Source organism: Bradyrhizobium sp. 215_C5_N1_1, from assembly GCF_052075935.1.
GTDB lineage: Bacteria > Pseudomonadota > Alphaproteobacteria > Rhizobiales > Xanthobacteraceae > Bradyrhizobium > Bradyrhizobium barranii.
In genome coordinates, this window is sequence record NZ_CP197228.1 from 3,876,895 (window position 1) to 3,899,866 (window position 22,972).

22 protein-coding genes and 1 tRNA gene are annotated in these 22,972 nt (G+C 64.1%); 20 read left to right on the forward strand and 3 right to left on the reverse strand.

What is annotated here, in order from left to right:
* Positions 1-54: 54 nt before the first annotated feature.
* The 8 genes from gatC to AB7G19_RS18690 all read left to right on the forward strand — a co-directional run bounded on the left by gatC (position 55) and on the right by AB7G19_RS18690 (position 8,335).
* Positions 55-342, forward strand: a complete 288-nt coding sequence (gene gatC, locus AB7G19_RS18655; RefSeq protein WP_028150645.1) for an Asp-tRNA(Asn)/Glu-tRNA(Gln) amidotransferase subunit GatC — start codon at positions 55-57, stop codon at positions 340-342.
* Between the two features lie 79 nt (positions 343-421).
* Positions 422-637: a hypothetical protein gene (locus AB7G19_RS18660; RefSeq protein WP_014494728.1), complete on the forward strand. Its 216-nt coding sequence runs from the start codon at positions 422-424 to the stop codon at positions 635-637.
* On the forward strand, positions 634-2,109 hold the full coding sequence (gene gatA, locus AB7G19_RS18665; RefSeq protein ID WP_247310028.1) for an Asp-tRNA(Asn)/Glu-tRNA(Gln) amidotransferase subunit GatA: 1,476 nt from the start codon (positions 634-636) through the stop codon (positions 2,107-2,109). Before AB7G19_RS18660 ends, gatA begins: the two co-directional genes overlap by 4 nt.
* Positions 2,100-2,402: a hypothetical protein gene (locus tag AB7G19_RS18670; protein ID WP_094183808.1), complete on the forward strand. Its 303-nt coding sequence runs from the start codon at positions 2,100-2,102 to the stop codon at positions 2,400-2,402. Before gatA ends, AB7G19_RS18670 begins: the two co-directional genes overlap by 10 nt.
* A complete protein-coding gene (gatB, locus tag AB7G19_RS18675) occupies positions 2,399-3,877 on the forward strand; it encodes an Asp-tRNA(Asn)/Glu-tRNA(Gln) amidotransferase subunit GatB (protein WP_354114361.1) in 1,479 nt (492 codons plus the stop codon). The genes AB7G19_RS18670 and gatB overlap by 4 nt, the downstream gene beginning before the upstream one ends.
* A gap of 1,501 nt (positions 3,878-5,378) precedes the next feature.
* Entirely contained in the window at positions 5,379-5,645 is a 267-nt protein-coding gene (locus AB7G19_RS18680; RefSeq protein WP_014494734.1) for a hypothetical protein, read from the forward strand.
* A 445-nt stretch (positions 5,646-6,090) separates the two neighbouring features.
* Positions 6,091-6,184 (forward strand) — tRNA-Ser (locus tag AB7G19_RS18685).
* A 576-nt stretch (positions 6,185-6,760) separates the two neighbouring features.
* Complete coding sequence (locus tag AB7G19_RS18690; RefSeq protein ID WP_354096594.1) at positions 6,761-8,335, forward strand: porin; 1,575 nt, start codon at positions 6,761-6,763, stop codon at positions 8,333-8,335.
* A gap of 476 nt (positions 8,336-8,811) precedes the next feature.
* Here AB7G19_RS18690 and AB7G19_RS18695 read toward each other — a convergent pair whose 3' ends face one another.
* Complete coding sequence (locus AB7G19_RS18695; RefSeq protein ID WP_354096595.1) at positions 8,812-11,208, reverse strand: lytic transglycosylase domain-containing protein; 2,397 nt, start codon at positions 11,206-11,208, stop codon at positions 8,812-8,814.
* A 280-nt stretch (positions 11,209-11,488) separates the two neighbouring features.
* Between AB7G19_RS18695 and dapA the strand changes: the two genes are divergently transcribed.
* The 4 genes from dapA to AB7G19_RS18715 are packed head-to-tail and all read left to right on the forward strand — an operon-like array spanning position 11,489 to position 13,978.
* Positions 11,489-12,379 carry a 4-hydroxy-tetrahydrodipicolinate synthase gene (dapA, locus tag AB7G19_RS18700; RefSeq protein ID WP_038975901.1) on the forward strand — a complete coding sequence of 297 codons (891 nt, stop codon included), beginning with the start codon at positions 11,489-11,491 and terminating at the stop codon, positions 12,377-12,379.
* Between the two features lie 50 nt (positions 12,380-12,429).
* On the forward strand, positions 12,430-12,846 hold the full coding sequence (gene mscL, locus AB7G19_RS18705) for a large conductance mechanosensitive channel protein MscL (protein ID WP_135215741.1): 417 nt from the start codon (positions 12,430-12,432) through the stop codon (positions 12,844-12,846).
* A gap of 59 nt (positions 12,847-12,905) precedes the next feature.
* Positions 12,906-13,379 carry an SsrA-binding protein SmpB gene (smpB, locus tag AB7G19_RS18710; protein WP_008133025.1) on the forward strand — a complete coding sequence of 158 codons (474 nt, stop codon included), beginning with the start codon at positions 12,906-12,908 and terminating at the stop codon, positions 13,377-13,379.
* A gap of 17 nt (positions 13,380-13,396) precedes the next feature.
* Positions 13,397-13,978, forward strand: coding sequence for a peroxiredoxin (locus AB7G19_RS18715; protein ID WP_354096596.1), 582 nt, complete (start codon positions 13,397-13,399; stop codon positions 13,976-13,978).
* On the opposite strand, the gene AB7G19_RS18720 is transcribed toward AB7G19_RS18715, so the two are convergent.
* Both AB7G19_RS18720 and AB7G19_RS18725 read right to left on the reverse strand, forming a co-directional pair.
* Positions 13,975-14,649: a uracil-DNA glycosylase gene (locus tag AB7G19_RS18720; RefSeq protein ID WP_354100285.1), complete on the reverse strand. Its 675-nt coding sequence runs from the start codon at positions 14,647-14,649 to the stop codon at positions 13,975-13,977. The genes AB7G19_RS18715 and AB7G19_RS18720 overlap by 4 nt on opposite strands.
* The gene (locus AB7G19_RS18725; protein ID WP_071913176.1) at positions 14,630-15,277 is read right to left on the reverse strand and encodes a LabA-like NYN domain-containing protein; all 648 of its coding nucleotides are present in this window, start codon (positions 15,275-15,277) and stop codon (positions 14,630-14,632) included. Before AB7G19_RS18725 ends, AB7G19_RS18720 begins: the two co-directional genes overlap by 20 nt.
* Before the next feature lie 329 nt (positions 15,278-15,606).
* Here AB7G19_RS18725 and rpoZ point away from each other — a divergent pair, with 329 nt between their 5' ends.
* From rpoZ to AB7G19_RS18765, 8 genes are all read left to right on the forward strand, one after another.
* Positions 15,607-15,999, forward strand: coding sequence for a DNA-directed RNA polymerase subunit omega (rpoZ, locus tag AB7G19_RS18730; RefSeq protein ID WP_014494742.1), 393 nt, complete (start codon positions 15,607-15,609; stop codon positions 15,997-15,999).
* A 207-nt stretch (positions 16,000-16,206) separates the two neighbouring features.
* Positions 16,207-18,492, forward strand: coding sequence for a RelA/SpoT family protein (locus AB7G19_RS18735; protein WP_071913178.1), 2,286 nt, complete (start codon positions 16,207-16,209; stop codon positions 18,490-18,492).
* A 45-nt stretch (positions 18,493-18,537) separates the two neighbouring features.
* Positions 18,538-19,290, forward strand: coding sequence for a pyridoxine 5'-phosphate synthase (locus AB7G19_RS18740; RefSeq protein ID WP_283016769.1), 753 nt, complete (start codon positions 18,538-18,540; stop codon positions 19,288-19,290).
* Entirely contained in the window at positions 19,287-19,706 is a 420-nt protein-coding gene (gene acpS, locus AB7G19_RS18745) for a holo-ACP synthase (RefSeq protein WP_014494745.1), read from the forward strand. Before AB7G19_RS18740 ends, acpS begins: the two co-directional genes overlap by 4 nt.
* 250 nt (positions 19,707-19,956) lie before the next feature.
* Positions 19,957-20,721 (forward strand): signal peptidase I, encoded by a 765-nt coding sequence (gene lepB, locus AB7G19_RS18750; protein ID WP_014494746.1) that lies wholly within the window; start codon positions 19,957-19,959, stop codon positions 20,719-20,721.
* Positions 20,718-21,584 carry a ribonuclease III gene (gene rnc, locus AB7G19_RS18755; RefSeq protein ID WP_166097080.1) on the forward strand — a complete coding sequence of 289 codons (867 nt, stop codon included), beginning with the start codon at positions 20,718-20,720 and terminating at the stop codon, positions 21,582-21,584. The genes lepB and rnc overlap by 4 nt, the downstream gene beginning before the upstream one ends.
* Positions 21,574-22,500, forward strand: coding sequence for a GTPase Era (gene era / locus AB7G19_RS18760; protein WP_283016768.1), 927 nt, complete (start codon positions 21,574-21,576; stop codon positions 22,498-22,500). Before rnc ends, era begins: the two co-directional genes overlap by 11 nt.
* A 21-nt stretch (positions 22,501-22,521) precedes the next feature.
* On the forward strand, positions 22,522-22,902 hold the full coding sequence (locus tag AB7G19_RS18765; RefSeq protein WP_354114343.1) for a hypothetical protein: 381 nt from the start codon (positions 22,522-22,524) through the stop codon (positions 22,900-22,902).
* Positions 22,903-22,972: the final 70 nt, after the last annotated feature.

Consider the following 22,972-nt stretch of genomic DNA (forward strand, 5'->3'; position numbering starts at 1 on the left):
AAAACCGGCCTCTGCTATACGGCAGTTAGATTTTGCCGTGAGAGGCCTTATATAATGTCCGTCGACGCCACTACCGTCCGCCGCATCGCGCATCTGGCGCGCATTGCGGTTTCCGAGGGCGAGGTTCCGCATCTGCAGGGCGAGCTCAACGCCATGCTCGCCTTTGTCGAGCAGCTCTCGGAGGTCAACGTCGAGGGCGTGGAGCCGATGACCTCGGTCACCCCGATGCAGATGAAGAAGCGGCAGGACGTGGTCAATGACGGCGAGATCGCCGACGATATCGTTGCCAACGCGCCCGCGACCGAAGGTCACTTCTTTCTTGTGCCCAAGGTGGTCGAGTGACGTAGCGTTTTCGAGCGAAGTGGAAGCCGGTTCGCGTAAAGAAAACGCGTCAAACTAAAGAGCCTTAGGACCAAGTCCGATGTGCATGCTTTGCGACGATGAGAAGGCCTATCAGGCCTACATGAACTATCTCGACAAGATGGAGCGGCAGGGCAAGGCTGCCGATCCCAACGTCGCCGTCAATGCCGTGCTCGACGAGATCGAGGCCGCCGCGAACGCCGCCGCCAAGAAAAAAGACGACCCGGCCAACGACAAAACCCTGTCTCCGTTCTTCTGCAGCCCGATCAATAAATGACCGATTTGACATCGCTGACGCTCGCCGAGGCCCGCAAGGGTCTCGCGGCCAAGACTTTCACGTCCCTCGAGCTGACCGACGCGCATCTGAACGCGATCGAAGCAGCACGCGTGCTCAATGCCTTCGTGATGGAGACGCCCGATCGCGCGCGCGACATGGCGAAGGCCGTGGACGAAAAGATCGCCAAGGGTGAGGGCGGCCCGCTCGCCGGCATTCCGCTCGGCATCAAGGACCTGTTCGCGACCAAGGGCGTGCGCACCACGGCGTGCTCGAAGATTCTCGGCAATTTCGTGCCGACCTATGAGTCCACGATCACCTCCCAGCTCTGGCGCGATGGTGCGGTGATGCTCGGCAAGCTCAACAATGACGAGTTCGCGATGGGCTCGGCCAACGAGACCTCGTGCTTCGGCCCCGTCGGCAATCCCTGGCGGCGTGAGGGAAGCAACACGACGCTGGTGCCGGGCGGCTCGTCCGGCGGCTCAGCTTCGGCCGTGGCGGCGCTGCTGTGCATGGGTGCGACCGCGACCGACACCGGCGGCTCGATCCGCCAGCCGGCGGCGTTCACCGCGACCGTCGGCATCAAGCCGACCTACGGCCGCTGCTCGCGCTGGGGCATCGTCGCCTTCGCCTCCTCGCTCGACCAGGCCGGTCCGATCGCGCGCAGCGTGCGCGATAGCGCGATGCTGCTGCGCTCGATGGCCGGGCACGATCCGAAGGACACGACGTCGGTCGACATTGCCGTGCCGGACTATGAGGCCGCGATCGGCAAGTCCGTGAAGGGCATCAGGATCGGCATCCCCAAGGAATATCGCCTCGACGGCATGCCGGCCGAGATCGAGAAACTCTGGAGCGAGGGCGCGGCCTGGCTGAAGGCGGCCGGTGCCGAGCTCGTCGAGGTGTCACTGCCGCACACCAAATACGCGCTGCCGGCCTATTACATCGTGGCGCCGGCGGAGGCGTCCTCCAACCTCGCGCGCTATGACGGCGTGCGCTACGGACTGCGCGAGCAGGGCAAGAACATCATCGAGCTCTACGAGAACAGCCGCGCCGAGGGTTTTGGCGCGGAGGTGAAGCGCCGCGTCATGATCGGCACCTATGTGCTCTCGGCCGGCTATTACGACGCCTATTATCTGCGCGCGCAGAAGGTGCGGACGCTGATCAAGAAGGATTTCGAGGACTGCTTCGCCAAGGGCGTCGACGCGATCCTGACGCCGGCGACGCCGTCGGCGGCCTTCGGCATCGGCGAGAAGGGCGGGGCGGATCCCGTCGAGATGTATCTCAACGACATCTTCACGGTGACCGTGAACATGGCGGGCCTGCCGGGCATCGCCGTGCCCGCCGGCAAGGACGCGCAAGGCCTGCCGCTCGGCCTGCAGCTGATCGGCCGTCCGTTCGATGAGGAGACGCTGTTCTCGCTCGGCGAGGTGATCGAGCAGGCCGCCGGCCGCTTCACGCCCGCGAGGTGGTGGTGAATGTCGCCGCGTTCATCGCGAGCCTCGACGGCGCGGCGCCCGCGCCGGATCTGAACGCGCCGCTCGCCGGCCTCTGGTGGGCCGCGAAGGGCGACTGGGATCAGGCGCACAAGATCGTTCAGGACGAGAACAGCCGCGACGCCGCCTGGGTGCACGCCTATCTGCACCGGGTCGAAGGCGATCTCGGCAATGCCGGCTACTGGTATCGCCAGGCCGGCCAACCCGCGGCAAAGGATTCATTGGAGGCGGAGTGGGAGCGGATCGCTGCCACGCTGCTCGGGAGCAGGACATGAGCACGGCCACGCACAAGCTTCTCAAGGGCGCCACCGGTGACTGGGAGATGGTCATCGGCATGGAGATCCACGCCCAGGTGACCTCGAACTCAAAACTGTTCTCGGGCGCCTCGACCACGTTCGGCGGCGAGCCGAACAGCCACGTGTCGCTGGTCGATGCCGCGATGCCAGGCATGCTGCCCGTCATCAACGAGGAATGCGTCAGACAGGCTGTCCGGACCGGGCTCGGGCTGAACGCGCAGATCAATCTGCGTTCGGTGTTCGACCGCAAGAACTATTTCTATCCGGACTCGCCGCAGGGCTACCAGATCAGCCAGTACAAGTCGCCGATCGTCGGCGAAGGTGAGGTCGTGGTCGAACTGGATGGCGGCAAGACCGCGACCATCGGCATCGAGCGCCTTCATCTTGAGCAGGACGCGGGCAAGTTGCTGCACGATCAGTCGCCGTCCATGTCCTATGTCGATCTCAACCGTTGCGGCGTGGCGCTGATGGAGATCGTCTCCAAGCCCGACATCCGCGACGCCGAGCAGGCCAAGGCCTATGTGACCAAGCTGCGCTCGATCCTGCGCTATCTCGGCACCTGCGACGGCGACATGGAGAAGGGATCCTTGCGCGCCGACGTCAACGTCTCCGTGCGCAAGCCGGGCGCGCCGCTCGGCACCCGCTGCGAGATCAAGAACATGAACTCGATCACCTTCATCGGCCAGGCGATCGAGTACGAGGCGCGGCGCCAGATCGAGATCCTCGAGGACGGCGGGGAGATCGACCAGGAAACGCGGCTCTATGATCCCAACAAGGGCGAGACGCGATCGATGCGGTCCAAGGAAGAGGCGCATGACTACCGCTACTTCCCCGATCCCGACCTGCTGCCGCTGGAATTCTCGCAAAGCTTCGTCGACGAGCTGAAGACAGAGCTGCCGGAGCTGCCGGACCAGAAGAAGGCGCGCTTCGTCGCTGATTTCGGCCTGTCGGCTTACGATGCGAGCGTGCTGGTCGCCGAGCGCGAGAGCGCGGTGTTCTACGAGACGGTGCTGGATACGCTCGGCAACCGTGCCCGCGACGGCAAGGTGGCGGCGAACTGGGTGATCAACGAGCTGTTCGGCCGTCTCAACAAGGAAGGGCGGGATATTACGGGCGCTCCGGTCAACGCCGAGCAGTTGGCTGCGATCATCGACCTGATCGGCGAGGGCACGATCTCCGGCAAGATCGCCAAGGATCTGTTCGAGATCGTCTGGCAGGAGGGCGGCGATCCGCGCGCGCTGGTCGAAAGCCGCGGCATGAAGCAGGTCACCGATCTCTCGGCGATCGAGAAGGTGGTCGACGACATCATCGCGGCCAATCCCGACAAGGCCGCGCAGGTCAAGGACAAGCCGCAGTCGCTCGGCTGGTTCGTCGGCCAGGTGATGAAGGCGTCCGGCGGCAAGGTCAACCCGCAGAGCGTCAACGACCTCTTGAAGTCGAAGCTCGGCATCTGACGTCACACGTTCGAACGAGGTGACGGATACGCTTCGTCACCTCGCTTCCGGTTCGCGCTGCGACGCTCGCGCGCACCCTCGGCGGCAAACTCCATCCCGACCGACGGCGATGCGGCGGCCGAATCGCCGCCACGCGATTCGCGCAAAACGGCGGCTTCCACACGCGCTGACGAGCGCTTGCGCCGTTAAGCATGAAAATATTTTCGTTGCCAAAACTCGCGACTCAGAGTCCGCGAAGCGCCCTTGCGCGGCGATCGCGGGATCGACGATGCACATCATCGCATCGCGCATGCGCAATGCGCGCGTGCAGAAAAATACTTGCCGTGTAGTGTTTTTCTGCAATCGCATCTCGCGCAAACATCGACGATGCGGGCACTCCCCGCGATCGCAAGCACGCGTCATGCAGTGCGCCCGCATCGCGCTCGCCAAGCGCAGGCGCGTTGTGCCGTCAACACTTCTTTAAGCGAGAAGCTGTTTTTTTCGTCGTGTTGGTGTATTCGGGATGAGTGTGCATTCGATCCCCGACTGCATGCAGCGATTACAGCCATCTCACACATCGGAGGGCAACATGGCCAAGAAAGCGAAGAAGGCGAAGAAGGCGAAGAAGGCGAAGAGCGCAGTGAAGAAGACTGCGAAGAAGACCCGCAAGGTCGCGAAGAAGAAGTAACTTCGCTTCTGAAGTTGCCGGCTCCTAGAGAGCCGGCACGTCATCAGCGCCTTCTAACAGGTTCTGGTCGGCGATAGAGGGTGTCGGCGAGACATCAGGCCAACGGTCGGATCGTTCTCTTTCGCGGGTTCGCTCGCCAAAGTACGGTCCGGCAGAAGAAACAAGTTTTCTTCGTTCGGTGCGGTTCTCCTTCTCAAGGGCTCCGCAATTTCACAAGCGGCCTTCGGGCCAACGTGGAATCTGGTCCTGACGTGTTCGCCGACGCCCTCGTTCTCTTGAGGCCGGGGTATTGCCGGCATTCCCTTTTCCCACATTGCTGATCTGACCGTGACGTGGCCGCGCTGCCTTGGGGCAGGCGAGGGCTGGGGCGAACTGTCGTTCGCCGCGCAGGCGCAATGCGAGGCCGGCGCTCCGATTCCTAAAGTCGCGCGCTTCGCGCTGCGCGGCCTGCCGGCCACGGGGTGGCGCCGCCGCGCGAGGCGCCTGTGTGGCCTTGCCAGCGCGCCCCTCCCACAACGCGCCCCTCCCATGAATTGTAACCGCAGGGCGCGCGTCACCGCGCGCGATGGTTATCGTTCTCCCAAAATCCCAGGGTAAACCGAATCTGACGAATCGCAGAAGTGCCTGCAAAGCGGGGACTTCTTGCATTCGTCGCGCGCGCGCCGTGCGGGTGCGTTTACGTCTGCTTCATCGCGATACTTAAACTGCCATTCAAATTTGCCCGCCATCATCGCCTTCAACAAGCCGGCAAACGGCATGGGGATGAGTTGAACAGGTCTTTGGACGGGAGCCGCGCTCGGGGGAACGAGGCGGCAGAAAAAAAGGGGATGCGTTATGTTTCAGGGTACTTTCGATCTGGAGACGGCGACGCCGATCGACGCGAGCGCGCTGTCGGACGTGTTGTTCGAGCGCGGGATCTATTGGGCGAGCGGCCGCTCCGGCCTCGTCGACCTCGTCGCCGCACATAAATGGTTCAACCTCGCCGCGCTGAAGGGCCGCAAGGACGCCGTGGCGCTCCGCCAGGAAGTCGCCGGGCAGATGTCGGACGCCGAGATCTCGGCCGCGCAGCGCGAGGCGAGGGCGTGGGTCTCGGCTCACTGAGCCGAGAATCGCATCCGCACCCTTGTCTTCACGGGTAGCCCGATTGCGCTCAATCAGGTTCCTTCGTCGTGTCGCCACCCGGACCCGCGCGGCATGACCGAGCCGCCGCCCGACGATTCCGCTCTGGAACCCGGACGGCCGCACAAGACGGGCCTCTTGCCGGGGATGTAGAGGTCTTGGGCCTTCCGTCCCGGCGCAGCTCCGGCGTCTGGTTCAATATCTGAGCCGGCGAGGTGGTGCTGAATGCGCCCTGGCAGCGGCGGATCCGGCAATCCCGTGGATGGATGCGCACATATATAGAGAGCGCGAATCGGTTGCGCGTGCCGCGCTGATCCATGCGCCAGGCTTTCGCGGTCGTCCGGCGGTCGCTTTCAGGTGAAAGAACGCACAGACCTTGATTCTGCCGCTTGCGGCTCGCCGCCGTGTCGGGCATACCCGGCATATTGGAGACGTGGCCGAGTGGCTGAAGGCGGCGGTTTGCTAAACCGTTATAGGCTTGTAAAGGCCTATCGAGGGTTCGAATCCCTCCGTCTCCGCCAGCCGAGCTGTCCGCTCCGGTCTCAATCATCCCCACCATCGACAAAGAGCCTTCGCAGCGCGCCTTGGGCGTTGCCGCGACCATGTCTGCGCCTGGTGGAGAGTCGCGGGAAGACCTGTGTGCCTTCTCCTTGAGTCTCCTTCTGATTCCACGATTCGTGCGCGTCAAAGCCTGTTCAGGCCGGAGTTCCGTCCACAACGCCTCAGGTGGGGAATTTTGACGGCAAACGGAACCGTCCTAGAAACATAAGCAAAATCAATATGTTGCGAGCGCGCTTCGATCACATCTGCGTGTTATTTGTGCAACACCCTTCGGAAAACAAACGTCATGGGCTCGCTACGGAGCGTTCTCTTGTTGTGTGTGCAAAGACGTTCGGTAATTGTGACTGAGCGACGGAGGGGGGCATCCCGAGGTCGTCCCGTTTTAGGTGGTTCGCTTAAGTCCCTCGCGTTCAGCGGGTGTGTCCGAAGGCGCGAAGCGACTAAGCGGTGAGTTAAGGGACAAGGGAACCAACCTTAGGGTGTCGTCACCCAGCGGATCCGGAACCTTCCCTATAGAGCAAACTTGGAGGTTTAACATGAAGTTGGTTAAGAGCCTTTTGCTCGGTTCAGCGGCAGGTCTGATTGCCGTTGGCGGAGCACAGGCAGCCGATCTCCCCGTGAAGGCCAAAGCGGTCGAATACGTGAAGATCTGCTCCCTGTACGGTGCCGGATTCTACTACATCCCGGGCACTGACACCTGCATCAAGCTGGGTGGTTACCTGCGTGCTGAAGTCGCGGTCAACGCAACCGATTTCAACGGTAATTTCAGCGGTGTTAACGGTTCTGCGAACCGTCTGACGAACTACTACGTCACTCGTGCCCGTGAAGACTTCAACGTCGATACGCGCACCGCGACCGAATACGGCGTGGTTCGTACCTTCGCCGACGTTGTGTTCTCGTGGACGACGGACACCTACTCGGGCAACGGCGCCTCCGCTAACGGCTCCACCATCTACTCGCAGCTCGGCGCTTCGGGCATTAGCGCCCCTAACAATGCCAACGCAGGCGCAATCGCCGGCGGTACGCTCGGCGTGTACTACGCCTTCATCCAGTTCGCTGGCTTCACGATGGGTAAGGCGGTTGCCCAGTTCGACGCCCCCTGGACCAATTATCCGGGTAACAACTTCGACGGTCTGACTGGTGGCGGCGGCACGGTCACTGGTGTGAACCAGTTCACCTACACCGCTGACTTTGGTCAGGGCATCACTGCCGCGATTTCGGCCGTTGACCCGACCGCTTACTACCAGAGCAACCTGTACAACACCAGCTCCGGCATTTCGGTCGCGGGTTTTGGTACCGGCGGCTACGGCATCAATGCCTTCGGCGGCACGCGGGCTCCTGACATCCAGGGTATGGTCCGTATTGACCAGGCTTGGGGTCTGTTCCAGTTGTCCGCAGCGGCGCATAACAACCATGTCGCATACTACGCGACCCCTGGTCTTGTCGGAACCGAAGCGGCCGGTCATCCGGGCGACAAGTGGGGCTGGGCTGTCCAAGCGGCGTTGTCCATCAAGAACATTCCGACTGGCGCGGGCGACGTGATCAACGTCCAGGCGGTCTACACCGATGGTGCGACCCGCTACAACTTCCAGAGCTTGGCTTCGCAGAACTATGCAATGTTCGGCGGTACTAACGTGGCTGGCGCCTATCAGAGCATTGGCCTTGCCGGTGCGGCTGATGGTGTGTTCGCCAACGGGACCGGTATCAACACGGTTACGAGCTGGGGTATGCGCGGCGCCTACACCCACAACTGGGATCCGTACTGGAACACCGCGATCTACGGTTCGTACGCTCAGCTGACGTACAGCAACGGTGGTGCGGCTCTCATTTGCGGCCAACTCGCTACGTTGGGTGCCGCCACTGCGGGTATCACCACTTGTAATCCGAACTTCAACATCGGCACGATCGGTCTGATCACCCGCTGGACCCCGGTGAAGAACCTGACCTTCTCGGCGGACGTGGCTTACACCATGCTCGACCAGAAGTACGCTGGTACGATCAGCACGGTGGCCGCCGGCCCTGCGCTAGTTGTGGCCAAGCCGGGTGCCGTGTACCAGCTGAAGGATCAGAGCACGGTCAGCATGCTGCTCCGCGCTCAGCGCAACTGGTAAGTTCGGTCTAACGACCTGACAGAGAGCCCCGGCGGGAAACCGCCGGGGCTTTTCTTTTGGCGGCATGGCTGTTCTAACGCCGCGGAATGCTGGCGGAGGGCTGGCGTTGCTCCCGTGCTCCATCGTCCGTGACGATCTCGACGAGGCTGTTACGGAGGAGGGCCTCTGCGCTGCGGGCATCTCCGCGCAATGTATGCAACGGGCCGCCTGCCGTTGACCGGCATGGCCTTGCAAGCGCCCCACCGTCCTGACGCTGCAGCAGGCGGCGATCGACGCCTTCATGTTCGAGGACGTGGAACGGCGAGCTTGCCGATCGGACTACGACCAGGGAGCGCTCAGGGCTCAGCGTCGAGCAAGGCTCGCCTGAAGATCACGCGCGAGCTTCAGCTCTTCTTCAGCAGCTCACGTCCGGAGGCGCTGCGGCGCTCGCCGCCGACGCTCTCGGCGGTCAATCGGGAGCGCACAGGAGGATGGCTCTATTCCACGCTGCCGGTGCCGCGGCGCAGGTCAGCTTCGATCTGCAACCGTGTGCCGCCGCCGAAGCGGGCGCGGTAGACCTGAAGATTCTCCATGATCCGCTGCACGTAGTTGCGCGTCTCGGAGAACGGAATCAGCTCGACCCAGTCGACCGCGTCGACCTTGGGATCGCGCGGGTCGCCGTAGCGGTCGACCCATTTCTTCACGCTGCCGCGGCCGGCATTGTAGGCGGCAAAGGTCATGATGTAGGAGCCGCGGTAGTCCTCGAGCAGTCCGCCGAGCTCGGCCGAGCCGAGCGTGGCGTTGTAGACCGAATCGTTCTTCAGCCGCCCCAGATCGTAGGTCGCGCCGTGCCGCTTGCAGACATAGCGCGCGGCGTCCGGCGTCACCTGCATCAGGCCGTAAGCCTGCGCCGGCGAGACCACGGAGGGGTTGAACGCGCTTTCCTGCCGCGCGATCGCATAGACGATGCTGCGCTCGACCTCGGGGCCGATCGGCGTGAACTGCGGAATGCCGTTGACGGGATAGGCGTAGAAGTCGAAGGGGAGGCCGCGGTTGAGCGCGGCCTTGCCCAGCAGCAGCATGCCGCGCGCGTCGTTGTAGCGCTGGGTGAGCTCGCCAAGGCCGGCAAGCGCCTCGGGATCGCCGTTCTCGCCCATGTCGGCGAGAACAGGTATCGCCATCTCGCGTTCGTCGAGCTCGTAGAGCAGGTGCGCGGCGCGCACGATCTCCAGCCGTTCGGCGCCGCGGCCGCGCGGCTGGCTGTTGAGCTCGATCTGCGGCAGGCCGAGTTTTGCGCGCGCGAGCTGGCCGTAATAGCTGGTGGATTGCTCGGCCGCCCGGGCGTAGGCGTTGCGCGCCTCCTGCTGGCGGCCCGCCGCTTCCGCCGCGCGGCCCTGCCAATAGCCGGCGCGCGCCAGCGTGGTCGGATTGACGCTGCCGACGCCGATGCGGGCGAAATGCTGGGTGGCGGCGGCGGGGTCGTTGAGGAAGCGCAGCGCGATCCAGCCGGCGGTGAACTCCTGCTCGGTCTTGTAGATGTCGCGCGAGGGCAGGGCCGCGTCGCGCGCGATCAGATAGGCGCTGCGGAATTCCTCGGTGTCGATCATCTTGCGCGCCAGCAGGCGCCGCTCGATCCACCATTCGTCGAGATTGTAGAGCCGGTTCGGATCCTTCGGCGCCGACAGCATCAGCTGGGCGGCTTCGGCGAACTTCTCCTCGCGGCGCAGGAGCTGGATCTTGCTGAAGATGAAGCCGGGATCGTTGTGCAGCTCGCGTGGCACGGCGTCGAGCAGCGCGCGCGCGTTCGGCGCCTTCTTGACGGAGGCGATGCGGGCCTTGGCGAGCGCGACGTAGCCGGCGCCGAGGCGCTTTGCGGCGCGGAGCGCAGCTTCGTTCTCGCTGCCGTAGAGCAAGGTGTCCATCCGCGCCTTCTGGTCGCTCGGCGTCAGCAGGGCGCCGAACTGGTCGAGCGCGTTGTTCTCGGTCTCCTCCGACATCGGATCACTACGCCAGGCCTCGCGCACCAGCCGCTCGGCGTTGGCGCGGTCGCCGCGCGCCAGCATCGCCTTGGCGAGCGTGAAGCGGCCCTTGGCGGACACAGGCGATTCATTCTCGAACCACGACCACGCGACCGAATCGTCGCGCCTGTCGTCCCACATCGCGGCCTCCAGGCGCCGGCGCAGGAAGGTCTGCGACGGCCAGCTCGGATTGGCGGAGAGGAAGGCGCGATAGCGTTCCACGGTCGCGCCATTGTCCTCGCTGCGCAGGATGATCCATTCGGCGAGCTTTCGTGCGACGGGATCCGAGATCGAGGCGGCGTAATTGGTGGCGTCGGCCGCCTTGCGCTTGCGCACGAGCTCGATGACGTTCTCAAGCGTGTCCTTGTCGGCCTGCGACGTCGAGGAGGTCGCAGCGACCGCGGCCGGCGTGACCGGCTTGCGCGGCGTGGCGTGCTGGCGGGTCGCCGGCGCAAGCAGAGGAGCTGCGACGGGTTTGGCGACGGGCGCCGGGGCGGCAGGCCTGACGGTGGCCGTCACGGCCGGCGCGGGTGCGGTCTTGGGGGGCGAGCCGTTGGCGGCCGGCTGTGGTTTTGGCGCGGCGGCTGCGGGCTTGGGCTTGTCCTTGGCGGGTTCCTTGCCGGCGCTTTTGCCTGCATCCTTGGCGGCGTCCTTGCCAGCATCCTTGCCGGGTTTCTTCGCGGCATCCTTGGCCGGGGCGGCAGCTGCTCCCTTGCTCGCGCCCTTCGGTGTTTCCTTGCCGGTTCCCTTCGTTGTTTCTTTGGCTGATCCCTTCGCGGCGTCCTTGGCCGCCGGCTTCGCGGTGTCCTTGGCCCCGTCCGCGGTCGTCTCATTGGACTTGGCCAGGGCGGCGCAGCCGACCGACAGCCCGGCCATGAGGCACACGGCCAGACCGGTGGATCGCCATGCGGAACGAGGAAAGGAGGTCACGGCGTTTGGTCGCCCCGAATCAGTCAGTTGGCTCAAGACCTAGCTGTATTCGCTTGAATATGCGGACAAAATACCAACAGCTGCTTACCTTTGCCCGGTTTGCACCACCACCGCGGCAAAATCGCGGCCTAAACGGTGCGTCACACGGAAGCGGGTCTTTTACCGGCGGGATAGACCCGATATGAATGCAGCTTGCTCAAGAGATAGCCGCGTACGGAGGAAGTCCATGGCAGCCAAGACGAAATTCCGGGGATCGTTCACCGCCTTGGTCACGCCGTTCAAGAACGGCTCGCTGGATGAGGCGGCGTTCCGCTCGCTGGTCAACTGGCAGATCTCGGAAGGCACCAACGGCCTGGTCCCGGTCGGCACCACCGGCGAGAGCCCGACGCTCAGCCATGACGAGCACAAGAAGGTCGTCGAATGGTGCATCGCTGAAGCCAAGGGGCGCGTACCCGTGGTCGCGGGTGCCGGCTCCAATTCGACGAAAGAGGCGATCGAGCTCGCGCAGCACGCCGAGAAGGCCGGCGCGGACGCCGTGCTGGTCGTGACGCCCTATTACAACAAGCCGACCCAGGAAGGGATGTACCAGCACTTCAAGGCGATCAACGATGCGATCGGCATCCCGATCATCATCTACAACATTCCGCCGCGCTCGGTGATCGACATGTCGGTCGACACCATGAAGCGGCTGTGGGAGCTGAAGAACATCGCTGGCGTCAAGGACGCCACCGCCAGCATGGTCCGCGTCTCGCAGCAGCGCGCGGCGATGGGCGAGGATTTCAACCAGCTCTCCGGCGAGGACGCGACCATCCTCGGCTACATGGCGCATGGCGGCCATGGCTGCATCTCGGTGACCTCGAACGTCGCGCCGCGGCTGTGCTCGGAATTCCAGGCCGCTTGGGCGAAGGGCGACACCAAGGCGGCGCTCGCAATCCACGACAAGCTGATGCCGCTGCACAACAACCTCTTCATCGAGAGCAATCCGGCGCCGATCAAGTACGCGATGTCGCTGCTCGGCAAGCTGGACGAGACGCTGCGCCTGCCGATGGTTCCGGTCACCGAGCCGACGCGCGTTGCCGTGCGCAGCGCGATGGTTCATGCTGGGCTGATCAACTGATTTAGCCAACCGGGGAGCCGTTCATGAGCGTCGACGAGAAGGGCAGGAAGATGCTCACGGAGTTCCGCGAGTTCGCCATGAAAGGCAACGTCGTCGACCTCGCCGTCGGCGTCATCATCGGTGCGGCCTTCGGCGCCATCGTCACGTCGCTGGTCGGTGACGTCATCATGCCGATCATCGGCGCCGCGACCGGCGGCCTCGACTTCTCGAACTACTTCGCCCCCTTGTCGAAGGCGGTGACCGCCACCAACTTAGCGGATGCGAAAAAGCAAGGTGCAGTGCTTGCTTACGGCAGCTTCCTGACGCTGACGATCAACTTCATCATCGTCGCCTTCGTGTTGTTCCTGGTGATCCGCGCCATGAACACGCTGAAGCGCAAGGAGGAGGCGGCGCCTGCGGCTCCGGCAAAACCGTCGGCCGAGGTCGAGCTGCTGACCGAGATCCGCGATCTCCTCAAGAAGTCTTGACGCGCGCGCTTCATCCAAACTGTTAGCGTCCTCGCGCATCTCGATCAGGTTTGTCTTCCATGGCCGATAAGAACGAACGTCCAATCAAGGTCATGGCGGAAAATCGCAAGGCCCGCTTCAACTATGCGATCGAAGACACGATCGAGGCGGGCATTGCGCTCACCGGCACCGAGGTCAAATCGATCCGCAACGGCAAGAGCACGATCGCGGAGTCCTACGCCGATTCCAAGGACGGCGAGATCTGGCTGATCAACGCCACCATTCCCGAATATCTCCAGGGCAACCGCTTCAATCACGAGCCCAAGCGGCCGCGAAAGCTGCTTCTGCATCGCAAGCAGATCAACAAGCTGATGGGCGCGGTCGACCGCGAAGGCATGACGCTGATCCCGCTCAAGCTCTATTTTAACGAGCGCGGGCGGGCCAAGCTGCAGCTGGCGGTTGCAAAGGGCAAGAAGCTGCACGACAAACGCGAGTCCGAGAAGAAGCGCGACTGGAGCCGGGAGAAGGGCCGACTGTTGCGGGCGAGGGGATAGCGGCAAGAGGTTGGTGGATGACTCAGAAGAACCTGCTCGAGGTCGATTGGAGCCAGATTCCCGCACCCGCCGACGACGGCGGCGCCGCGCATCTCAAGGGCACGACGCTACCGGCGATCAGCCTGCTCGCCACCGACGATACGTCGGTGAATCTGTCAGCACTCTCCGGCCGGACCGTGGTGTTCGCCTATCCGCGCACCGGCGAGCCCGGCAAGATCGGACTGGTCGACGATTGGGACATGATCCCGGGCGCGCGCGGTTGCACGCCGCAGACTTGCGCGTTTCGTGATCTGTTTGCCGAGCTGAAAGCTGCCGGCGCCGCCCAGGTGTACGGCCTCTCGACCCAGAGCAACGCGTACCAGACCGAGATGGCATCGCGGCTGCACCTGCCGTTCCCCGTGCTGTCGGACGAGAAGCTGGCGCTGACGCGCGCCCTCAATCTGCCGACCATGGAGGTCGCTGGCCTGACCTTGATCAAGCGGCTTGCGCTGATCATCGACGACGCCAAAGTCACGCATGTGTTCTATCCGGTGTTTCCGCCCGACCGGAACGCCGGCGATGTCCTGGACTGGCTGAAGGCCAATCCAGCCGAGCCCTAGTCCAGGTCGGCCTTCACCTTCGCGAACACGCTGCGGAACATGTCCGTCGTCAGCACGCCGGTGTTCGTGTTGTAGCGCGAGCAATGATAGCTGTCGTAGAGCCTGAATGCGCCGGCCTGATGCACGGCGCCGTGGCCGAAGGGAGCTTGCGAGGCCTTCAGGTTCAGCGGTTTGAGCACCGTGTCGTGCGCAATCCGTCCGAGCGCGACGATGGCGCGCAAGTTCGGCATCGTCGCGAGCGTAGCCCCGAGGAACTGGCGGCAGGTGTTGATCTCGACCGGCAGCGGCTTGTTCTGCGGCGGAACGCAATGCACGGCATTGGCGATCCGGCAGTCGACCAGCTTCAGGCCGTCGTCGGGCCGCGCCTGATAGGTGCCCTTGGCGAAGCCGTATTCGAGCAGCGTGGCGTAGAGCAGGTCGCCGGCATAGTCGCCAGTGAAGGGGCGGCCAGTGCGGTTGGCGCCCTGCATGCCTGGCGCCAGGCCGACGATCAGCAGGCGTGCCTTGATGTCGCCGAAGGGGGGGACCGGCGCGTTGTGCCACAACGGCTCGCGCGCGCGGTTCGCCTCGCGAAAGGCGACCAGGCGCGGACAAAGCGGACAGTCACGGTCAGGGACGAGGGTGAGAGGCTGGCGGCTTGACCGGGCCGCCTCACTCCTCGAAGTCGTCATCGCCCCTCGGCGCCATCGTGGTCGCGCGCTGGAGGAACTGGGGGGCGTGATGGCGTCCCTCGCCACGCTCGCCGCGCTCACGCGGGGCGGGGCGTTCGGACGGGTCGCGGCCGAGCTTGGATTGCAGCTCGACGAGGTCGGTGAAGACGTCGGCCTGGCGGCGCAGCTCGTCGGCGATCATCGGCGGCTGGCTCGCGATGGTGGAGATCACGGTGACCCGTACGCCGCGGCGCTGGACTGCCTCGACCAGGGAGCGGAAGTCGCCGTCACCCGAAAACAGCACCATCTGGTCGATGTGCTCGGCGAGCTCCATGGCGTCCACGGCGAGCTCGATGTCCATGTTGCCCTTGACCTTGCGGCGGCCGGAGGCGTCGATGAACTCCTTGGTCGCCTTGGTGACGACCGTGTAGCCGTTGTAGTCGAGCCAGTCGATCAGCGGGCGGATCGAGGAGTACTCCTGATCCTCGATGATCGCGGTGTAGTAGAACGCCCGCAACAGCGTCCCGCGGCTCTGAAACTCCTTCAGCAGGCGCTTGTAGTCGATGTCGAAGCCGAGAGTTTTCGCCGTCGCGTAGAGATTGGCCCCATCGATGAAGAGCGCGATCTTGTTAGTGGCAGAAGGTGACATTCAGTTTGCTCGCGTAGCGTTCGTGATTGATCGTTTATTGTTGGCGCGGCGACAGCAAGCCGCGCAGGTCTATGGTGCCGCCGAAGCCCGTCGAAACCGCAAATCCGGAGAAGTCGTGGCAATCAAGGTATAGTTATGGCGGACCTGCACACGCCCGGTGCCACCCTCAATAGCAGCCCGGCAAACCACCCATCCCAGCCCCAATGTGGGGGTAGCAGAGCCGTTTGGCGAGGCCAAATCACAAATTGGCCTTGCGAAATCGCCCTGTCCCCTATAACTAGCCCCAATCATCCACATATTTCGTCCCACCCACAACGGAGCGACAGTCCATGGCTCGCGTCACCGTAGAAGATTGTATCGACAAGGTCGACAACCGGTTTGACCTGGTCCTGCTGGCCGCCCACCGGGCCCGCATGATTTCGTCCGGTTCACAACTAACGGTTGACCGCGATAACGACAAGAACCCCGTTGTGTCTTTACGCGAAATTGCGGACGAAACCATCTCGCCGGAGGACCTCCGCGAGGAGCTGGTCCACTCGCTCCAGAAATTCGTCGAGGTCGACGAGCCCGAGCCCGATACGGTCCCGCTGATCGGTTCCGCCGGTGCCAGCGTCGATGCCGACGATACCGAAGTTGCCGTTGAGCGCATGACCGAAGAGGAGCTCCTGAAGGGCCTCGAGGGCCTCGCGCCGCCGGAAGAACAGCCCGAGGAGGACGAGTAATCGTCCCGTCGCAGTCGTCGATTTCTTGTGATCTTATCAGAGGCCCGAACCCGTGTTCGGGCCTTTGCTTTTGTTGGCGTTTTCGTGGTTACCATAGCGTTGCCGCATCGCGTTGCTTGCCTGTCACCGAATTGATCGGACGCACGCGCGATCGGGGCTAAGATGTATGCAACGGGCGGCTCATGGTCCGTTTGAAGGCAGGATGGCATGGTGTATCGGCGCCGGAGACAAACGCAGATGCTGGCCGCAACCGAATCGGTTGCCGTGGCCCCGACTGCGCCGGTGGGGCGCCCGGCCAAGCCTCGCGCGCGCATGATGCGTCAATATGACCTCGTCGAGCGCGTCAGGTCCTACAATCCCAATACCAACGAAGACTTGCTGAACCGCGCCTATGTCTACGCCATGAAGGCGCACGGCTCGCAGACCCGTGCCTCGGGCGATCCGTACTTCTCGCACCCGCTCGAAGTGGCGGCGATTCTCACCGATCTAAAGCTCGACGACGCCACCATCGTGGCCGCCCTGCTGCACGACACGATCGAGGACACCGAGGCGACGCGTGCCGAGATCGACCAGATCTTCGGGCCTGAGATCGGCGCGCTGGTCGAGGGCCTGACCAAGCTGAAGCGGCTGGAGCTGGTGTCGCGCGAGGCCAAGCAGGCCGAGAACCTGCGCAAATTGTTGCTGGCCATTGCCGACGATGTCCGCGTTCTGCTGGTCAAGCTCGCCGACCGCCTGCACAACATGCGTACGCTGGACTTCGTGCCGCCGGAGTCGCGACGGCGCATCGCCGAGGAGACGCTCGACATCTATGCGCCGCTGGCCGGCCGCATGGGCATGCAGGAAATGCGCGAGGAGCTGGAGGATTTGTCCTTCCGCACCCTCGATCCCGAAGCCTATTCGGTGGTGATGCAGCGGCTCGACGCGCTCGCCGAGCGCAACCGCAACCTGATCGGCGAGATCGAGGACCAGCTCTCCAACAATCTGCGCCACCGGGGGCTGGGCGCGCGGGTCTATGGCCGCCGCAAGAAGCCGTTCTCGATCTGGACCAAGATGGAACGCAAGTCGGTCGGCTTCGAGCAATTGTCCGACATCTTCGGCTTCCGCCTCGTCGTCAACGACATCGAGGCCTGCTATCGCGCGCTCGGCATCGTCCACACCAACTGGCCGGTCGTGCCCGGGCGTTTCAAGGACTACATCTCGACGCCGAAGCAGAACGACTACCGCTCGATCCACACCACGGTGATCGGCCCCGGCAACCAGCGCGTCGAGCTGCAGATCCGTACCGAGGCGATGGACCAGATCGCCGAGCGCGGCATCGCCGCACACGTGTTCTACAAGGAAGACGTGGGCTCGCCGACCGAGTTTCTCAAGCGCGAGTCCAATGCGTTCGCCTGGTTGCGCCACACCATCGGCATCCTCTCGGAGAGCGCCAACCCCGAGGAATTCCTCGAGCACACCAAGCTCGAGCTGTTCCACGACCAGGTGTTCTGCTTCACCCCGAAGGGCAAGCTGATCGCGCTGCCGCGCCATGCCAATGTGATCGACTTCGCCTATGCCGTGCACACCGACGTCGGCAACAGCGCCGTCGGCTGCAAGATCAACGGCCAGTTCGCGCCGCTGTCCTCGGAGCTCCAGAACGGCGACGAGGTCGAGGTGCTGACCTCGGAGGCGCAGGCGGCGCCGCCGTCGGCCTGGGAAACGCTCGCGGTCACCGGCAAGGCGCGCGCCGCGATCCGCCGCGCCACCAGGACGGCGGTGCGCGACCAATATGTCGGTCTCGGCCGGCGCATCGTCGAACGCCTGTTCGAGCGCGCCAAGATCGAATACGCCGACGACAAGCTCAAGGGCGCGCTGCCGCGGCTCGCGCGCACCTCGATCGAGGACGTCATGGCGGCGGTCGGCCGCGGCGAGATCAAGGCCTCCCACGTCGCGCGTGCGATGTATCCCGACTACAAGGAGGAGCGCATCGCGCGCTACGGCGTCAAGAAGGGGCTCGCCGCCAAGCTCAGGGAGAAGTCGTCGGAGCCGCCGCGCAGCCCGGTCGCGATCCCGATCCGCGGCATCAATTCCGATTTGCCGGTGAAGTTCGCGCCGAACGGCGGCGCCGTGCCCGGGGACCGCATCGTCGGCATCGTCACGCCGGGCGAGGGGATCACGATCTACCCGATCCAGGCGCCGGCCCTGAAGGATTTCGAGGAGGAGCCGGAGCGCTGGCTCGACGTGCGCTGGGACATCGAGGATTCCGCCCCGCAGCGCTTCCCGGCCCGCATCAAGGTCGAGAACGTCAACGAGCCCGGCGCGCTGGCACAGATCGCGACCGTGATCGCCGAGCACGACGGCAACATCGACAACATCAGCATGCAGCGCCGCTCGCCCGATTTCACGGAGACGACGATCGACCTCGAGGTCTACGATCTCAAGCATCTGAGCGCGATCCTCGCCCAGCTGCGCGCCAAGGCGGTCGTGGCCCGTGTCGAACGTGTTAATGGATAGACGCCTCTCGTATGCGTCCATCTCCCTGATTTCGTGAGTCCTGAAATGTCCGCTTCTCCGCTCCGCCTCGGCGTCAATATCGACCACGTCGCAACCGTGCGTAACGCGCGCGGCGGCCGCCATCCCGATCCGGTGCGCGCCGCGCTGCTGGCGATCGAGGCCGGCGCCGACGGCATCACCGCGCATCTGCGCGAGGATCGCCGCCACATCCGCGACGAGGACATGGCGCGGCTGAAGGCCGAGATCTCCAGGCCGCTCAATTTCGAGATGGCGGCGACCGACGACATGATGCGGATCTCGCTTGCGACCAAGCCGCACGCGGTGTGCCTCGTGCCGGAGCGCCGCCAGGAGGTGACGACCGAAGGCGGCCTCGACGTGGTCGGCCAGCACAATGCGCTCGCGCCCTACATCGCACGGCTGAACGATGCGGGCATCCGGGTCTCGCTGTTCATCGCCGCCGATCCCGCGCAGATCGAGATGGCGGCGCGGCTGCGTGCGCCCGTGATCGAGATCCACACGGGGGCCTGGTGCGACGCCGTCGTCGACGGCCACACCGGGAAGGCCGAGGCGGAATGGCAGCGGATCGTGGCAGGGGTGAAGCTGGCCAAGGAAGCGGGGCTCGAGGTTCATGCGGGCCATGGGCTCGACTATGCGACGGCGGAGACGATCGCGGCGCTGCCGGAGATCATGGAGCTCAACATCGGCTACTACATGATCGGCGAGGCGCTGTTCGTCGGGCTCGCCGAGACGGTGCGCAGCATGCGCGCGGCGATGGACCGCGGCCGGAGCCGGGCATGATCATCGGCATCGGCTCCGACCTGATCGACATCACCCGCGTCGGCAAGGTGATCGAGCGCCATGGCGAGCGTTTCCTCGACCGCATCTTCACCGCGGCCGAGCGGGCCAAGGCGGAGCGGCGCGCCAAGAGCGAGAAGATGGTGGTTGCAACCTACGCCAAGCGCTTCGCGGCCAAGGAGGCCTGCTCGAAGGCGCTAGGTACCGGCATCCGGAACGGTGTCTGGTGGCGCGACATGGGGGTGGTCAACCTGCCGGGAGGGCGGCCGACCATGCAGTTGACGGGCGGGGCGCTGGCCCGGCTCCAGGCCCTGACGCCCGAGGGGTTCGAGGCGAAAATCGACCTGTCGATCACCGACGACTGGCCGCTGGCGCAGGCCTTCGTCATCATTTCCGCGGTGCCGCTGGCCAAGCCCTGACCGTCGGCGGGCTGTTTTTATAATTCACATTAAAAATCAATGTCTTATGCAGTTTTGATGCGATCCTTGATTGCGTGGCCCCCGACAACCGTCTAAAAGTCCGCGAACGCAAATCAGGCTGGGCGAATTCGGCTTTACGCCGGAATTGGCCCTCATTATCAGAATCAGGACAATCTCCTTGGGCCGCGAAGCGATGGGCTGTTCGCGGAAGGAGGGCGCTCTGTGACCGCCGGCCGGAATTGAGAGAGCAATGAGCGTGACTTCGGGAACGAAAACTGAAAGCGGCGTCGGCGAAACGATCCGCGTCGTGATCCACGCTCTCCTGATCGCGCTCGTGATCCGCACGTTCCTGTTCCAGCCGTTCAACATTCCGTCCGGCTCGATGAAGGCGACGCTGCTGGTCGGCGACTATCTGTTCGTCTCGAAATATTCCTACGGCTATAGCCACTACTCGATCCCGTTCTCGCCGCCGCTGTTCTCGGGGCGGATCTGGGGCTCGGACCCGAACCGCGGCGACATCGTCGTGTTCCGCCTGCCGAAGGACGACTCCACCGATTACATCAAGCGCGTCATCGGCCTTCCCGGCGACCGCATCCAGATGAAGGATGGGTTGCTCTACATCAACGACACTCCGGTCGAGCGGCAGCGGATGAGCGAATTTGTCGGCGAGGATCCCTGCGGCTCCGAAGGCGGGGGCATCTCGCGGGTGAAGCGCTGGAAGGAAACGCTGCCGAACGGCGTGTCCTATGAGACGCTGGACTGCGCCGACAACGGCTACATGGACAACACCAACGTCTACAACGTGCCGCCGGGCCATTTCTTCATGATGGGCGACAACCGTGACAACTCCACCGACAGCCGCTTCCTCGGCCAGGTCGGCTACGTGCCGCAGGAGAATTTGATCGGCCGCGCCCAGATGATCTTCTTCTCCATCGCCGAAGGCGAGCATGCCTGGATGTTCTGGCGCTGGCCTTGGGCGGTGCGCTGGAACCGTTTCTTCAAAATCGTCCGATGAAAGACGAAGCCAAGGACATCCCGATCCAATCGACCGAGCCCGCGGCGGGCGCCGACGGCGAAGCTGCGACCAAGACGCTTGCGACCAAGACGCCTGAAACCAAGACACCTGAAACCAAGACGCCTGCAAAGAAGAAGCGGGTGCGCAGCAGCAAGGCCAAGGCCTCGGATGCGAACGCGGCGCTCGAGGCGCGCATCGGCCACAGCTTTGCCGATCCGAATCTGCTGATGCAGGCGATCACGCATGTCTCGGCGCTGAAGTCTGGGCGCAAGCGCGGCGACAGCTATCAGCGGCTGGAATTCCTGGGCGACCACGTGCTGGGGCTCGTCGTCTCCGACATGCTGTATCACGCCTTCCCGAATGCCGACGAGGGCGAGCTGTCCAAGCGACTTGCCGAACTGGTGCGCAAGGAGAGCTGCGCCGACGTTGCCAAGTCGCTCGGTCTGCTCGACGACGTCAAGCTCGGTTCGGTCGGACCGAGCGCCGATGCCCGCCTGCGCAAGAGCGTGCTCGGCGACATCTGCGAGGCCGTGATCGGCGCCGTCTTCCTCGACGGTGGCTATGCGGCGGCGGCGGAATTCGTCAGGCGCAACTGGACCGAACGGATGCACAAGCCGCGGCGTCCCTTGCGCGATCCCAAGACCGTGCTGCAGGAATGGGCGCAGGGGAAGGGGCTGCCGACGCCTGTCTACCGCGAGGTCGAGCGCACCGGCCCGCATCACGATCCGCAGTTCCGCGTCGCGGTGGATCTGCCGGGATTGGCGTCGGCCGAAGGCATCGGTGGCAGCAAGCGTGCAGCGGAGAAGGTGGCGGCCTCAGTGATGATCGAACGTGAAGGTGTTGGCGGCGGCAATGACGGCTGAAGCAAGCGGCGAGGCGCCCTCCACAACGCGCTGCGGCTTCGTTGCGCTGATCGGCGCGCCGAATGTCGGAAAATCCACGCTGGTCAATGCGCTGGTCGGGGCCAAGGTCACGATCGTCTCGCGCAAGGTGCAGACCACGCGCGCGCTGATCCGCGGCATCGTCATCGAGGACAACGCGCAGATCATCCTGGTCGACACGCCCGGCATCTTCCTGCCCAAGCGCAGGCTCGACCGCGCCATGGTCTCGACGGCCTGGAGCGGGGCGCACGACGCCGACTTCGTCTGCGTGCTGCTCGACGCCAAGGCCGGGATTGATGAAGAGGCCGAGGCGATCCTCACCAAGGTCGCCAGCGTCAAGCACGAGAAGATCCTGGTCATCAACAAGGTCGATCTGGTCCAGCGCGAGAAGCTGCTGGCGCTGGCGCAGGCCGCCAACGAGCGCATGGCCTTTGCAAAGACCTTCATGATCGCGGCGATCTCGGGCGACGGCGTCGACGACCTCAGGCATACGCTGGCCGAAATCGTGCCGCCGGGCCCGTTCCTCTACCCCGAAGACCAGATGTCGGACGCGCCGATGCGGCAGCTTGCGGCCGAGATCACGCGCGAGAAGATCTATCGCAAGCTGCACCAGGAGTTGCCCTACCAATCCACGGTCGAGACCGACAAGTGGGAGGAGCGCAAGGACAAGTCGGTGCGCATCGAGCAGACGATCTTCGTCGAGCGCGAGAGCCAGCGCAAGATCGTGCTCGGCGCAGGCGGCGCCACCATCAAGTCGATCGGCGCGGACTCGCGCAAGGAGATCGGCGAGATCCTGGGCGTGCCGGTGCACCTGTTCCTGTTCGTCAAGGTGCGCGAAAACTGGGGCGACGATCCCGATCGCTATCGCGAGATGGGCCTGGAATTTCCCAAAGAATAACCAAGAAAAGATCGGTCACCGATGAGCGTACCCAGCAACGTCCGGCGCTTCGAAGCGCTGCTCTATGCGTCATTGATGCTGGATGCCCTGTCGGTCGCGGTGCAGGACCGCACGCCCAATGCCGAGATGACCGAGCAGATGATCATGATGGCGACCATGCTCGCCGGCGGCATGATCCTGCTGCTGGTCTATTTCGTCTGGTTGGCTGCGCGTTGGCGCAAGAACTGGCCGCGCTGGGTGCTGGCGGCGGCCCTCGTGCTGTCCATGATCTCGCTCGGCCAGATCATCGGCGAGAAGGGCCTGGAGCTCGACAGCGTCATCGAGATCGTCTCCTGCGTGTTGACGGCGATGGGGCTGTATTTCTCGTTCAGCGGCGACGCGCAGGGCTGGTTCAACGCCTAACGTCTTGCGCGATGCCGTAGGGTGGGCAAAGGCGCGCCCTTGCGCGCCGTGCCCACCATAATCGCGCTGC

Excerpts from the sequence above, each read along its gene's own strand:
- gatC (WP_028150645.1), top strand. The coding sequence starts at position 55 with ATGTCCGTCGACGCCACTACCGTCCGCCGCATCGCGCATCTGGCGCGC.
- AB7G19_RS18660 (WP_014494728.1), top strand. The coding sequence starts at position 422 with ATGTGCATGCTTTGCGACGATGAGAAGGCCTATCAGGCCTACATGAAC.
- gatA (WP_247310028.1), top strand. The coding sequence starts at position 634 with ATGACCGATTTGACATCGCTGACGCTCGCCGAGGCCCGCAAGGGTCTC.
- gatB (WP_354114361.1), top strand. The coding sequence starts at position 2,399 with ATGAGCACGGCCACGCACAAGCTTCTCAAGGGCGCCACCGGTGACTGG.
- AB7G19_RS18680 (WP_014494734.1), top strand. The coding sequence starts at position 5,379 with ATGTTTCAGGGTACTTTCGATCTGGAGACGGCGACGCCGATCGACGCG.
- AB7G19_RS18690 (WP_354096594.1), top strand. The coding sequence starts at position 6,761 with ATGAAGTTGGTTAAGAGCCTTTTGCTCGGTTCAGCGGCAGGTCTGATT.
- AB7G19_RS18695 (WP_354096595.1), bottom strand. The coding sequence starts at position 11,208 with ATGGCCGGGCTGTCGGTCGGCTGCGCCGCCCTGGCCAAGTCCAATGAG.
- dapA (WP_038975901.1), top strand. The coding sequence starts at position 11,489 with ATGGCAGCCAAGACGAAATTCCGGGGATCGTTCACCGCCTTGGTCACG.
- mscL (WP_135215741.1), top strand. The coding sequence starts at position 12,430 with ATGCTCACGGAGTTCCGCGAGTTCGCCATGAAAGGCAACGTCGTCGAC.
- smpB (WP_008133025.1), top strand. The coding sequence starts at position 12,906 with ATGGCCGATAAGAACGAACGTCCAATCAAGGTCATGGCGGAAAATCGC.
- AB7G19_RS18715 (WP_354096596.1), top strand. The coding sequence starts at position 13,397 with ATGACTCAGAAGAACCTGCTCGAGGTCGATTGGAGCCAGATTCCCGCA.
- AB7G19_RS18720 (WP_354100285.1), bottom strand. The coding sequence starts at position 14,649 with ATGACGACTTCGAGGAGTGAGGCGGCCCGGTCAAGCCGCCAGCCTCTC.
- AB7G19_RS18725 (WP_071913176.1), bottom strand. The coding sequence starts at position 15,277 with ATGTCACCTTCTGCCACTAACAAGATCGCGCTCTTCATCGATGGGGCC.
- rpoZ (WP_014494742.1), top strand. The coding sequence starts at position 15,607 with ATGGCTCGCGTCACCGTAGAAGATTGTATCGACAAGGTCGACAACCGG.
- AB7G19_RS18735 (WP_071913178.1), top strand. The coding sequence starts at position 16,207 with ATGGTGTATCGGCGCCGGAGACAAACGCAGATGCTGGCCGCAACCGAA.
- AB7G19_RS18740 (WP_283016769.1), top strand. The coding sequence starts at position 18,538 with ATGTCCGCTTCTCCGCTCCGCCTCGGCGTCAATATCGACCACGTCGCA.
- acpS (WP_014494745.1), top strand. The coding sequence starts at position 19,287 with ATGATCATCGGCATCGGCTCCGACCTGATCGACATCACCCGCGTCGGC.
- lepB (WP_014494746.1), top strand. The coding sequence starts at position 19,957 with ATGAGCGTGACTTCGGGAACGAAAACTGAAAGCGGCGTCGGCGAAACG.
- rnc (WP_166097080.1), top strand. The coding sequence starts at position 20,718 with ATGAAAGACGAAGCCAAGGACATCCCGATCCAATCGACCGAGCCCGCG.
- era (WP_283016768.1), top strand. The coding sequence starts at position 21,574 with ATGACGGCTGAAGCAAGCGGCGAGGCGCCCTCCACAACGCGCTGCGGC.
- AB7G19_RS18765 (WP_354114343.1), top strand. The coding sequence starts at position 22,522 with ATGAGCGTACCCAGCAACGTCCGGCGCTTCGAAGCGCTGCTCTATGCG.